Annotated in this window: 11 protein-coding genes; 3 read left to right on the top strand and 8 right to left on the bottom strand. The window is 54.2% G+C overall.

What is annotated here, in order from left to right:
• Window positions 1–34: 34 nt before the first annotated feature.
• Together HB393_RS20730 and HB393_RS20725 are read right to left on the bottom strand one after the other, a co-directional pair.
• Window positions 35–364, bottom strand: a complete 330-nt coding sequence (locus HB393_RS20730) for a hypothetical protein (protein WP_213807117.1) — start codon at window positions 362–364, stop codon at window positions 35–37.
• An 84-nt stretch (window positions 365–448) separates the two neighbouring features.
• Window positions 449–676 carry a hypothetical protein gene (locus HB393_RS20725; protein ID WP_213807116.1) on the bottom strand — a complete coding sequence of 76 codons (228 nt, stop codon included), beginning with the start codon at window positions 674–676 and terminating at the stop codon, window positions 449–451.
• Between the two features lie 46 nt (window positions 677–722).
• On the opposite strand from HB393_RS20725, the gene HB393_RS20720 reads away from it, so the two are divergent.
• Window positions 723–884: a hypothetical protein gene (locus HB393_RS20720; RefSeq protein ID WP_213807115.1), complete on the top strand. Its 162-nt coding sequence runs from the start codon at window positions 723–725 to the stop codon at window positions 882–884.
• 1,025 nt (window positions 885–1,909) lie between these two features.
• Window positions 1,910–2,146 carry a hypothetical protein gene (locus tag HB393_RS20715; RefSeq protein WP_213807114.1) on the top strand — a complete coding sequence of 79 codons (237 nt, stop codon included), beginning with the start codon at window positions 1,910–1,912 and terminating at the stop codon, window positions 2,144–2,146.
• 142 nt (window positions 2,147–2,288) lie between these two features.
• On the opposite strand, the gene HB393_RS20710 is transcribed toward HB393_RS20715, so the two are convergent.
• The 4 genes from HB393_RS20710 to HB393_RS20695 form a co-directional block, all read right to left on the bottom strand.
• On the bottom strand, window positions 2,289–3,659 hold the full coding sequence (locus HB393_RS20710) for a type II toxin-antitoxin system HipA family toxin (protein WP_213807113.1): 1,371 nt from the start codon (window positions 3,657–3,659) through the stop codon (window positions 2,289–2,291).
• Window positions 3,656–3,910 (bottom strand): XRE family transcriptional regulator, encoded by a 255-nt coding sequence (locus HB393_RS20705; RefSeq protein ID WP_213807112.1) that lies wholly within the window; start codon window positions 3,908–3,910, stop codon window positions 3,656–3,658. The genes HB393_RS20710 and HB393_RS20705 overlap by 4 nt, the downstream gene beginning before the upstream one ends.
• Before the next feature lie 686 nt (window positions 3,911–4,596).
• The gene (locus HB393_RS20700; protein ID WP_213807111.1) at window positions 4,597–5,475 is read right to left on the bottom strand and encodes an SDR family oxidoreductase; all 879 of its coding nucleotides are present in this window, start codon (window positions 5,473–5,475) and stop codon (window positions 4,597–4,599) included.
• Between the two features lie 530 nt (window positions 5,476–6,005).
• A complete protein-coding gene (locus HB393_RS20695) occupies window positions 6,006–6,593 on the bottom strand; it encodes a TetR/AcrR family transcriptional regulator (RefSeq protein ID WP_213807110.1) in 588 nt (195 codons plus the stop codon).
• Window positions 6,594–6,891: 298 nt separating this feature from the next.
• Here HB393_RS20695 and HB393_RS20690 point away from each other — a divergent pair, with 298 nt between their 5' ends.
• Window positions 6,892–7,353 carry a DUF1569 domain-containing protein gene (locus HB393_RS20690; RefSeq protein WP_213807109.1) on the top strand — a complete coding sequence of 154 codons (462 nt, stop codon included), beginning with the start codon at window positions 6,892–6,894 and terminating at the stop codon, window positions 7,351–7,353.
• A gap of 118 nt (window positions 7,354–7,471) precedes the next feature.
• On the opposite strand, the gene HB393_RS20685 is transcribed toward HB393_RS20690, so the two are convergent.
• Entirely contained in the window at window positions 7,472–8,941 is a 1,470-nt protein-coding gene (locus HB393_RS20685; RefSeq protein ID WP_213807108.1) for a sulfatase-like hydrolase/transferase, read from the bottom strand.
• A gap of 70 nt (window positions 8,942–9,011) precedes the next feature.
• Window positions 9,012–12,335, bottom strand: a complete 3,324-nt coding sequence (locus HB393_RS20680) for a TonB-dependent receptor (RefSeq protein ID WP_213807107.1) — start codon at window positions 12,333–12,335, stop codon at window positions 9,012–9,014.
• Window positions 12,336–12,390: the final 55 nt, after the last annotated feature.

Genomic DNA, 12,390 nt, shown 5'->3' with positions numbered 1-12,390 from the left:
GCGGCTGTGTTGTCCAGCCAACAGATCAATATCACTACACCGTCAATTCACTCACATGACGTAAGAAATCTTCAGGGGGAACGGAGCAAGAAAGCCTGTAGATCTCTATGTTTGCCTTCACCGATATGCCACCAATCGTCTGGTGCTCCTCAGTTGAGACGGTGTGACTAAGAATAAATAGATCGTAGGGAATCTGAGATTGAGTGATATATTCCTTGAACTCATCAGCGGTGGTAGCAACGTCGGCAATAAAGCCCGCAATTTGAAGGAGTAAAGTTCTTGTCTCCAGCAGCCCTTCTTCAGGGCCTAAGATGAGAACACGGCGTGAATTGGACAGTGAGCTAAAAAACATTGCTGAAAACACCCCTCAGATGTTCGTCACCCGTTTTACTGTTAGGTGCCTGACATAGCCTTTTAAAAAAACAACCCTCATCTACCCAGTTACATCTCAGGTTTGACGACACCAACGCAAGGCAGATTCACGTTGACCACCAACCTTAGAGGCTGCTTGCGAGACGTAGATCAAATCGCAAATGAACAGAACCTTCATCAGATGGTTGAAGCTCTGGTCAATTTGGTTTATCTCATTGAGCTTGAACTTGACCATCCGGCCAAGGTGTTGGAACTTACGCGAATGGCTGACGGTCAACTCCGTCGTCTGATCAAGATTGTTCACGAAAATTCAATCGCCCTGTCGATCCATCGGCGGAATAGAGAACATTATGCAACGTCTGTTGATTCTGAATTCGGAACAACTGGATGGCGACCAACTGATCGTTCATTTCTCGGACGGAACTTACGCCATTTACACACCGGAACAACTAGCAACACTTGCGCCCGACAGAAAACTAGAGGAGCCAGAATCGGAAAATTCAAATCCTTGACTCGTGCCAGCATAGCCACTTGTCCTCAAGGCGTCTACTGAATCCGCTCTTTGCCTGATTGAAAGTCGTACCGATTTGGGAAATAGGATCCGTAATCGGTCGAGTCTAGTTCACCCTGTTTATTTTCTGTTCGACAAATCCAATCGCCCTTAATACGTCGGGATGAACATCTCTCTTAAAAACCAGCATTGTGCAATTGCAACTGAAATCTTCAGACAGAGCTTCCTCTGATTCTTCAGGGCTGATCAGGTCAGCGCATAGTAGTTCACATATACAAAATGACTTGGTCCGGTAGACCTTCAACCAACTACGGGTCGGTTTGCCTGGAGCTAATACGTGAACTCTGTAGCCTTCTGCTGCGGGGACGATGAGTAGACGGGTATCCATGCCGGGAAGTATAGAACAAGACAGTGAAAGCCTCGCGTCTATTGTGTACCAGGGGAATAATCCGGTTGCGTTTGGAATTTGCTGCTATTCATTGCAGAGAAATCAACCCTTGAAGCCACGTTGAACTTTTGTCTTTGTTGGGTTTGTGCATGGATCGTGGAAGATTGCTACTTGCTGCAAAAGGGCCAAAAACATATTTCCAGTCGGGTGTATTAACTGGGGTTGCCATTTCTCCGTTGGTTCGTGCCGGCATCACCTCATGGCCTCGATAGGGCGACGCTCTACAAGATTAGATACTGAGTATGCTCCTCAGCATGACCAAGCCAGCGATTGCGTCGAGGGATTCTCTTCCTTGGGTGAGGATCAACTTCCTGCGAGTGCAGCACTCGATCAACAGTGATTAAGGTCAGCGCTCATTGATATGTCCTGCGTTGTTATTGACTGAGATGGAACGGTCGGTATGAAAATATATCAGTCGCATATTCCTTCTGCTTCAGAAGGCGGAATCTGTACGTGCAGTCCTACAAGACATACGGCGTGAAGATATCCCGGACGAGATAATCAGGGTGCTTCAATGACTGGCTCGGATTCTTCTGCGCCCTAATGAGATTCGAGACTTGGCGGAAGCTTCTGGAGTAATGGAAACGGCAAACTTTGGAAGCCTCTGTTTCCTCGCTTTTGACAGGGAAGGTCGATCATTGAAAGCAATGAGCGCCTCTCCTCAGGACCACTACGTTCAGGCACGCTATCTTGAAGGATTTCTCGATCCACCTAACGACAAGCTTTTGGTGCTATGGCCGCCCGCCGTCCTGCCGCCTATTCCGCAGTTCCCGATAAGCTTGCTCGCTAACGCGATTTCTATCGGCTATGTTTGACGATAAAGGTCGCGACAATAATGAGAGTACCTAGGATAACGAGCAGACCTGATGTTTGGAGAAAAATCTCTTAGCTCTCCGATGAAACCGAGGGGGAATGATGCGTCGCATATGATTCGACACCTCATGTTCACGGCAATGACTACTCTTCCGAGCGCGAGGTGCGGGAACCAAGGAGCGGCGAGCGACCGAAGATCGTCCTTGGGTTTTCGAGCTTTGGCGGGTCGGAAATGCCTTCAAATACTTTATCTGCGGGCCAATCCCCGGCAGCGTAAGCCCGGCGATCGCGAAGATTAGTTATGCCTTCCTGCCAGGCCAGAAGCATCCGCTTCCCGATGTCCCTGAACTCGGGAAGCTGGGACATCCTTTCACGGACCAGAGGCACGGTGTCGGCAACCGCATCACTGATGCGCTCCAATATGACCGATTGCTCGCGTAAAGGTATGCCGAATGTGCCCGCGATGAACTTGGATAGACTCTTGCCCGGCGTCCATGTCTTCTTGCCGAGAAACGATATGCCCGGCGGATTTCGCTGATAGCCCGCGTAGACGCTTGTCGTCAGGAAATCGTAGGCCGGAGAGAGGTGTACATCAGCATGCGAGGTATAAAGCAGAGCGACGTTTTTTGAGTGACAGTCGGCATTATGCAGAGCGTAGGTCAATAAGAGTGTTTCGGTCAATCGTTGGAATGTTTCGTACTGACGTGGACCTGGTACGTGATCCCGCACGGCGCGGGCGATCCGCTCCCACGTTGTCTCATACTTTTGTGCGGGACGCAGACCAAGCAGAGCGCAGAAATCTTCCATCCCCCAAAGTGGCTGTCCCTCATCATCCACATCGAAGCGGTACACCACGAGGGCATTGCCATCCCGTGATACCTCGACCTTCGCGCTGGGAAGCACCTTTCCTATGACCTGCATACACAAGTACTCATTGAGTGCGGCAAATGGCAACCGCCCCGAAGAGCCTTTGATGATGTGACGACGGGTTAATAAAGTAGCTTTTTGATGGGGACCGAGCTGTTTGCCGGAACCCGTGGCATCTGGCGCCGCCTCTTCCTCGACATCCAGAAACTTGGGCAGGACTCCGGAGACACCACTGGTCGCGTGTTGCCGGACCAGCTCCGCGAAAGCCTCTTCTGAGTTGTCCCCTTGCAACAGTTCGGCGACCTCAATCGACTTGGCGGATTCTTCCAGCACTGCACCGGCAGCAGCTACCTGAATGCGTCCCACCATATTCCTGCCAATCACAGATAAAAGAGCTATTGGGCTTGCCCCAATATGGGGACCGAATTGCTCCTGAAGCACCTGGAGGAGATATCCTTCCGGCAGGTTCATTTGCAAAACCGGAGGAAGCTGGTCATCCCAGATGTAGGATTCTGTGCGAACCGGCATAGTCAAAGAAACAAAATCGTCTGTCGTCGTATTGGGAAGGTAGTTGAGCACACTCTTAAAGTCGCCTACAGACTCAAGCACGGCGACCTCGCGGCCAAGGACATAGACGGAGAGTTTCACGCGCTACCCCGTTCTCGCCTCAGTTCATCGAGCGAGCCGGACATGCCGGACTTCACGAATGTCACTTCCATGCCCAAGACTGCGAGAACGGAAAGAAGCTTTCGCGCACCGAATTCGGAGACCTGCCCTCGTTCAAATCTCAGGAGCAGCTCCGGCGTGATGCCTGCTTGGACCGCTACGTCCTTCTGCTTCAGCCGGAGTTCCCGGCGGGTAGCTGCTACGACTTCGCCGAATTCCTGAAGAGTTTTCATAGTTGAAGTATACGTCAAATTTTCAGACAAAATCAATAAAAATTGATGTATAAATCAATCGATTAATTGGAATTGAATGTCATCAAGTTTAAGCTTTGTAAAGAGATCGGACGGTTTCCCTATGGCAGAGCAAGCGTATATAGTCGAAGTTCAGCCGGATTATTTAATCGCGCGCAAAGCCACCTCAGGCCCTAGAGGCTTCTATGAGACGGCTGTAGAAATCAAGGGGCTTTTGGTTTTTCTTTTCATAGTCTTTTTGCTCTTGTTTTCGCTTTTGTCGATTGGTCTCTTGTTTGGGTTCCTGTCGGACTTCTATCCACACTCGAAGAGGGCTCTTTTGAACCCGGTGCTTGTTGGGGTCCGATGATGAGGAATCGAGGCTGCTATCTGTTAGTCGGCCTTTGCTGGCCAGGTTCTAGAGCGCAGTCCCCCGAACACGAGATGGAATCGTCTGGAGCAAAGTCGTTTTTTTCCCTTTTTCCCTGTGTATTCTTGGTGCGGGTTCAAGCCGCGACGATGGCTTGCGTGGAAGATTGGGGGAAGGATATGAAGGTCTGACGATTGCGCCACATGCTGTGCAGCAACACGGTCAGTTTTCCCAATCGGTTTTTGGTGTTTGAGGCTCCATCTGTGGACGCTCGTCGATGAGTTGCGGACCGGCATTGATCCCGATCCGCAACGTCGATTTACACTCCTGCAGGCACTGCTGGAGATTGTGCCAAGAAAGCCAGGCCAAGGGCCTCAAGCAGTTTCGACTGCACTGTCGCCGCTGCTCCATTGATTAGATCCGCGCCGAAAGCTTGACCCACGACCACACGGTCAGGGCGCGAGCCGTTCGACTGCGTTATCAGATCGGCGATGGCTACTGCCACATCGTGTGGATCCGGCGCATTCTCTCTCTTGAACCCATCCAGGATCGTCTGGAGAATCTTCTCGGGTATAGTCCCGATTGGCCCATAGGCAGCAACGCGTCCGACGTCACCGGGATATTGTGCGCTGACGAACATGTTCGTTGGATAGGAGCCCGGCTGGATCAGAACCACGTCGATGCAAAACTGCGACAGTTCGTAGCGATATGTGTCATTGAGTGCCTCGACCGCAAACTTGGAAGCAGCATAGGCGCCATTGAACGGTACGACGACGCGCCCAAATATAGAGCCGATATTGATTACCAGGCCTTCGTGCTGACTGCGTAGCGTCGGTAGCACGGCCCGCAACACACGCTGAACGCCGATGACATTCACATCGAAGAGCTCGCGCAACTGATCTGAGGTAAACGCTTCGGAGACGTTCAACGAGCCGAGGCCGGCGTTGTTGATGACGACGTCGACTCGACCGGTCTCGGCGAGGACCAAGTCGACGCCCTTCTGTACCGACGCGTCGTCGGTCACATCGATCTCTCCTACATAGATGCCCCTTGCACGCAAAGCATTAGCGTGGAGTCGGTTCCGGCCAGCAACGTCACGCATTGAAGCGAATACAGTATGGCCTGCAAGAGCAAGCGTCTCTGCGGTGTCGCGGCCGAAACCGCTACTCGCGCCGGTAATAAGGATAGTTTTGGACATATTCAATTCCTTTCGTTTGTGCGAGAAAGATGCGAGATTCTCAGTTTTATGAGGAGATGTCCCTTTATTGCCTTTTTAGAGGTCGACCGACATCTATTTAGATTTTGGATGACATCTAAATTGGAATGGACGCAGAATTTCCGATTAAATGCGCCGCGAAAGAGGATTGAGCATGAGGAAATCGAGACAAGAGACTGCCGAAGGACGGCGACGTATCAAGAATCAGGTACGGTGATGAGGAAGCCCGCGTTCGTTATCGAATCGATGGCCGAGTCGCCGAAAGGCAATTGTCATCCGGGCCTTAGAAGACCCCAGGCTTAATGCCGCAATCGCGACCTTCGCCCAGCCACCATGGCGACTCGGCGGACAAATGCCCGTTCGCCGCTTTGGAAGCGAGGTAGCGCGAGGCGATCTTTGACCCCGCGAGACCGCAAGGATTGGCTTCTTAAATGGTCGACGCCATTGCCGGCCACCTTGATGGGTATGCCGCCTATCGTAATTCTTGAAGCTCTCCCACCTCTTCCGGGTTTTTAGCGGATATCCTTCGAAGGCCTCAAAAGATGCTTCCGCGCCTCCCGAAGTATGGAGTCTGAGATCTCTGGATCAGTGACAACGCGCGCCATGACTACAGCTCCAATCATGGACGAAAACATCCATAGCGCCTCTTTTTGCGCAGCTGGTCGACTCATCCCACCGAGTTGACCGGCGATCAAATCAACCATCTTCAGGAATCCCGTGGTTGAAGTCTCACGTACCGATTGGTCGTCCCGCGCCATCTCGCTGCACAGAGCAGCAAAGGGGCAACCGGAAGCCACGTCGTCACGCAAATTCGTAGAAAGATATTCCTTGACTGCGGTTTGGAGCCCGCGTTTCGGTCGTGCGTTCGACAGCGTGCGACGCCAGGATTCGATCATCGAATCGATGCTAAATGCGACCGACTCTTCAGCAAGTTGTTCCTTCGATTCGAAATGCTTATAGAAGCCGCCGTGGGTCAAGCCGGCTGCGGCCATCAACTCAGAAAGCCCGGTTTTTTCGATTCCGTTTCGGCGGAACTCCTCTGATGCAGTCTCGATGATGCGTTGCCGCGTTTCGGCGGTCGTCTTCCTCGATTTCCTCATACTTCAAACCTCCCGGGCTGACCGTCAGATTCCGGCCGGTGGAGACTTCTTAAAAGTGCTCCATTTCAACTTAGATGTCATCCAACATGTAAATGATGTTTAATAACTCGAACCGCATCAGGGAAAAGTAGATTAGAAATCGCCTCAATTTTCCAGCGCAACGAAAGGAGATGTCCATTTCCACCGCGACGTTGTCTCATCGCGATCCCGCCGAGGTAGTCGCCGAGTGGGAAGCTCCCACGCAGCTCGTCTCGAGATAATCCAACATGGAATTCAACCAAGAGAGCGACGGAGCTTCATGAAGAACCTTCTTCAACCCGAAACAGCGGAAGAGATAAGACGGCGCCTGATGCTCCTCCGGCCTGACAGCGTAAGGCAGTGGGGCAGCATGTCCGTCACCCAGGCCCTTGCACATTGCACCTGTAGCGTACAGATGGCGATGGGCATCATCCGGCCGAAACGTGAACCGTTTCCCACAAACATCGTCGGTTCACTCTACAAGCCGCTGTTTTTCAGACGGGAGATACCTTTTAGGCGTAATTCGCAGACAGCGCCGGAGCTTCTCTCTGCACACTCTACCGCGTGCGACTTCGAAAGCGAGCGCACGAAGCTGCTGACCACGATCAACAGTTTCATCACTACGGCACCGCCATCCCGCCCTCAGTATTCACATGCCTTTTTTGGAAGGCTCACGAGTCAGCAGTGGGCTGCACTGGTTTATCGAAACCTAGACCATCATTTACGACAGTTCGATGTTTAGAGCGGCTTCCGCATGACCGGACCGAGCACCCACTACGAGAACACGAGGTCTTGTGCGAGAGGGGGACCATGGTTTGGCGCGGAGAATGTCGCGGGCGACGCTACTTGAAAGCCTCTGTTCAGCGCCGGTCTTCTGGTTCCCAAGCCCAATCCGGCTGTGGGCCCGTCAGTATGCGTGGTGTTGCCCCCGGGGGTGTCACAACACTTGCAACGTTTTTCTGTAGGGCAGCATGCGCTTGTTGTGTCTCCTGAGGAAATGTCTGAATCTCCTCATCCAACTGCGTTTGTAATTGGCGGACGATTTCAGGGTGCTTTTTCGCTACGTCGTAGGACTCCATCGGATCCGTGTGGAGGTTATAGAGTTCTGGTTTCGGAAGCAGATAGTTTCCTGTTGATCCGGGCCGGTCGTTGATGTAGATTTGCCCGTCACTTTGGGCCACGCGAAGCTTCCAAGCTCCGACGCGAATGCAGTGCACGACCATGTTGCCCACCGGCGTAAAGTAGAGTACTGGTTTGGCAGGTGCGGGGTCGCCGTGCAGGAAGGTAGCACTCGCATCGAAGCCGTCCAAAGGCAATCTTGATTTGGACAGACCACACCAATGGCTCAGAGTAGGAAGTAAATTCAGATGATTTGACCACTCGCCGCTAACCGTTGCCGCAGGAATGTGGTCGGTCCAGCGAATGAGAAATGGCACGCGGACGCCGCCTTCAAAGGTAGAGCCCTTACGCCCACGGGTTTTGCCCGCCGAACCCTGGAACCACGGCCCATGATCGCTAGTAAAGATGACTACCGTATTGTCGGCTCGGCCACTCTTCGCTAAAGCATCCATCACCATGCCCACGCTCCAATCGATCTCCTCGATGGAATCTCCCACATCGCCAAACTGCGAGCGGCCTTTGAATGCCTTCGATCCGCGTGCGGGATCGTGCGGGTAGGAATACGCGAGATAGAGAAAGAAAGGGCGCTTATCACCGTTCTCCAAAACCTTGAGTGCCTCTTCGGTGTAGCGCGGGGTCAATTCATCTCGATCAGTATCCCGGTCCAATGAGGTGACGTTACGCATCAACGGCAGGGGCTTCATGTCGTCGCTATAGGGCACTCCGTAGAAGCTGTGAAAGCCTCGATCTGTGGGCCAATAGCCGTCGACATCACCCAGATGCCATTTGCCGATGGCATGCGTCTGATAGCCAGCATCCTTGAAGAGATTTGCCAGCGTCCGCTCATTCTTATCGACGCCTTTGGAGTGAGGAAACAGGGCGCCCGGAGTATGGCTGCGCGGGGCATAACGACCGGTGAGCAGAGCCGCCCTTGAGGCCGAGCAAATAGGGTGCGCCGAATTGTGTCTCATGTACCGCGTACCCTGAGCGGCCAGACGATCAAGATTCGGCGTAGGAATCGCGGAGCCGTAGCAACCCAGATCGCCGTATCCCAAGTCATCGCAGATCATCAGAACCACGTTCGGTCGCGTCTTTGCTGCATCCTGTTGAGATCCGATATCGGGCGTAGGCGCAGCAGTTGCTGTGCGGAGGGCGGGCGCCATGAGGCTGGCTGCCATACTCTTTACAAAGGTGCGTCGGTCCTGGCTCATCGATCCTCGAAGAAGTTAGAACGGGGTTTACATCGTGGGACGTGGGAGTTCACATCATCTTCCAACGTGCTTAGAAGGTGAGTTTAGCGGCAAACTGATACTGTCGAGCCGCGGATCCCGGTGCCGTAGCAGTGCTGACACCGAAGTTGTTTGCACTGGTAGCGACGAAGCGGCCATTTGAATCGGGTGTGCTTGCGTAACTGCTGATGGCGCCACTGGGCTGCGCGAAGTTCGGCGTGTTGGAGATGTTGAAGCACTCCGCACGGAATTGCATTGCCAGCGTCTCGTGAATGGGAAAGGTCTTGAACAGTGATAGATCGGCTCGACGCTGGTGTGGGCCGTAGACAATGTTACGGCCCGCGTTGCCCGCGGTGCCGATGGCCTGCCGCGCAAACGCCGCCGGGTTCAACATTCCTCCTGTGGCGCTGCGGCTGGCCGAGTACAGGGGAACTCCGGGAACGCGATCCGGGCGATCACTGGTGACGGTCGGCAAGTTGATGTAGGCGCGTCCATTCTGCGTTACATTGCTGGTAATGGCGTAGGGTGAACCCGTCTGCCAGAAGACAAGCGCGTTGACCTGCCAGCTCCCCAAGATCATCTTCGCCACCCGGCCACCCTTGAAGGGGATGGCATAATTGGCGGTCGTAGCGATGCGGTGGCGGACATCGAGCGTGGAGTTTCCATAGTCATATCGGCTAATGATGGCCGGCTGCAGACCGTAGCCAGCATCACCCTCGGTGCCCTGGTTGTTGGTATTGTCCATGGCGTGTGCCATCGTGTAGTTTGCATTCAGCGTCAACCCGTGGCTCAAGCGTCGCTCAAAGCTGGTTTGCAGGGAGTGGTATGCGGACACGGCGAAGCTGCCGAAGAACTGGATTGTGTTCACATTGGGCAGTTGTGGGGCATAACGCAGCGCGGGTACAACGGCGCTGCCGCTGGGTGCGGGCAAGTTGTAATTACCGATCTGTGCATTCAAGTGGCGTCCTAATTCGCCCACATAACCGAGCGTGATGACGTTTCCGCCAAAGTCACGCTGTAACAGCAGGTTGAACTGCTCCACATAAGCGTTCTTGTAATTGTAGGGTTTCGCCCAGACGGCTCCGCTGAGGGCAGTGGTAGAAACCGTTGCCGGAAAGGCCACAACACCCGCCGAGATCGGAGTAGTTGAAGTCAGCGTGCCTGTCGCAAATGCGTAAGGGGGATTTTGCAGATAGAAGGCGTTCTGTACATCGTTGGCGTAGAAGCTCATACCGAAGCCACCGCGCAGGACCAGCTTTGGTCTTGCCGTATAGGCGAAGCCAAAACGCGGAGCGAGGTTGGCGTGGTTTGTCTTCACCCCACCCGTACTGTTCACCGTTAGGGTCGCGGCGTTCAAATCCAGATTGCTGAAAAAACCTTCCTTTTCGTTGGGAGCGGTGAAGATGTCATAGCGCAGCCCAATATTCAACGTGAGATTAGGAAGCGCACGCCAGTCATCCTGGACAAACGCGCTCTCTTCCCACGTACGGACGTGTGGGCGTCGTGTGAGCCCCTGCCGTTGGTAGCTGAAGGGCTGGCCTCTAAAGAAGTTAGAGATAGCCGCGATGGGCGTCGAGCCGTTAAAGCTGATAGCTGGCTTGCCATAGTTCTGTTGCAGATTGCTGACAAGGCGACGGATGACCGCATCGCCAACTTTGATCGTGTGGTTCTTGCGCGCCCAGGTTATACCCGCCGTGTACTGGTAGGCGCTTTCATTCAAGAGTATAGGTAGGAAAGTGGCGTCGCCGAGACCGGTCCAACCGCCACCGGGACTTACCGGCGCGAGACCGTCGCAGCCGATGCAGCCGTTGGCGTTCGGGATGTTGTATGCACCACCGGTATTGAAGGCTTGTCCGGCATTTAGCTGATTGACGTGATCCAGAAAAAGGGTGTAGCCAGTGCGCAGATCCAACAACAGGTTCGGCGTGATGGCATGGGTGTAGCCCAACTGACCATTGTGCGTCGTGATCTCCGATAGGCCTGGATACGTGCCCGCCTGACCGCCGGGACCGAGGTTGCCTACAGATGGAAACTGGCCCGGCACGAACGTGTTCACTTTGTTATAGCTGTAGCGGCCGAACAACGTATCAGAGTTCTTGAAGTGCTGATCGATGCGTAGATCTCCGAGGGTCGTGTTCTGTGAGCGCGCGGGATTGTAGAGATAGTTATTAGTCGGCACGCTGGTGCCTGGCGTGAAGCTGCTGCCTGCTTGATTGGGATGGGGATAAAGCTTGAAGTAGGCCAGCGCCGTCGCGTCGATGCTGGTAATCACCGGACCGCCAACATCGGAGAGATCCCCTGGATGATCAACTTCATATGCGGTCGGCACTGTGGAAGTGTAGACCGTGCCAGTGGCGTCCACCTGGCGGAACTCTTCCAAATCCGCGAAGAAGAATGTGCGACCCTTCACAATCGGCCCGCCGATGCTACCGCCGAACTGGTTTTGGCGAAGCTCCGGCTTGCGTGGCAGCACGCTGGTTCGGGCAAAATAGTTGCGTGCGTCTGTAATGTCATTCCGGAAGAATTCGTACAGAGAACCGTGAAACTGGTCGACGCCCGACTTGGTGAGGATGGTGATGGCGGCGCCGGCTGTTCGGCCCACTTCGGCAGTGTATGTGTTCGTGTCGACACGAACAGTCTGAATTGCCTCCACCGATGGGCGGAGCAGTATGAGTCCTTTGAATCGCTCGTTGTTGTCGAGTCCGTCGATCAGATTATTGTTCACCAGTTCGTACTGCCCGTTGGCGGACACTGAACTGGACTGGCGACGGTCGTCAGGACGGGTTCCGCTGGTCAGCGAACTCGGCGCGCCCGCGTTCACCCCGGGTGCCACCTGAATTAACCCGTAGACGTTCCGGCCGTTCAGGGGGAGATCGCTCACGGCCTTGGAGTCGATCGTCGAACCAACGTTGGTGTTGTCGGTCTGAAGTGCGGAGGGCTGAGCGGTCACCTCCACGGTTTCACTGCTGCCGCCGATGGTCAAGGCAACATCCACCCGGTCACGGTCACCTGCTACGAGGTTCAGCGAGGGATTGCTTATCGTTTTGAAACCCGGACCGGTCACAGTCAGCGAATAGGTCCCGGGCTGAAGTTGGGTGAAGGTGTAAGCACCGTTATCTCCCGAGTGAGCCTCTTTCGAGATATGCGTCCCAGTATTTTCAATCCGGATGGTCGCGCCGGAGACAGCCGCATCGCTTGAGTCAGTAACAGTGCCCAGAACGTCGCCAGTCGCTACCTGGCCCCGCGCGCCGACAGTGCTCAAGCAGAGCGCCGCCGATAACGCCACGGACGCTCGCCGTGCTATTGTCGGTGCCGTCATGGAGAAACGAAGGGTGTAAGCCGGGTCAAATGGGTGCAGCGAGTGAAGACGGTTCAACTGGTGCCTCCGAAGGTGTGTGCGCGCATTCGGCCCGCCGGGTAGTTCAATGGCT

The sequence above is a fragment of the Granulicella sp. dw_53 genome (assembly GCF_018449545.1).
In the GTDB taxonomy this organism is placed as follows: domain Bacteria; phylum Acidobacteriota; class Terriglobia; order Terriglobales; family Acidobacteriaceae; genus Edaphobacter.
This window is presented reverse-complemented; position numbering and strand designations above follow the sequence as displayed.

What these genes read in the sequence shown, in the direction of transcription:
- HB393_RS20720 (WP_213807115.1), top strand. Translation starts at nt 723, where the DNA reads ATGCAACGTCTGTTGATTCTGAATTCGGAACAACTGGATGGCGACCAA.
- HB393_RS20715 (WP_213807114.1), top strand. Translation starts at nt 1,910, where the DNA reads ATGGAAACGGCAAACTTTGGAAGCCTCTGTTTCCTCGCTTTTGACAGG.
- HB393_RS20705 (WP_213807112.1), bottom strand. Translation starts at nt 3,910, where the DNA reads ATGAAAACTCTTCAGGAATTCGGCGAAGTCGTAGCAGCTACCCGCCGG.
- HB393_RS20700 (WP_213807111.1), bottom strand. Translation starts at nt 5,475, where the DNA reads ATGTCCAAAACTATCCTTATTACCGGCGCGAGTAGCGGTTTCGGCCGC.
- HB393_RS20695 (WP_213807110.1), bottom strand. Translation starts at nt 6,593, where the DNA reads ATGAGGAAATCGAGGAAGACGACCGCCGAAACGCGGCAACGCATCATC.
- HB393_RS20690 (WP_213807109.1), top strand. Translation starts at nt 6,892, where the DNA reads ATGAAGAACCTTCTTCAACCCGAAACAGCGGAAGAGATAAGACGGCGC.
- HB393_RS20685 (WP_213807108.1), bottom strand. Translation starts at nt 8,941, where the DNA reads ATGAGCCAGGACCGACGCACCTTTGTAAAGAGTATGGCAGCCAGCCTC.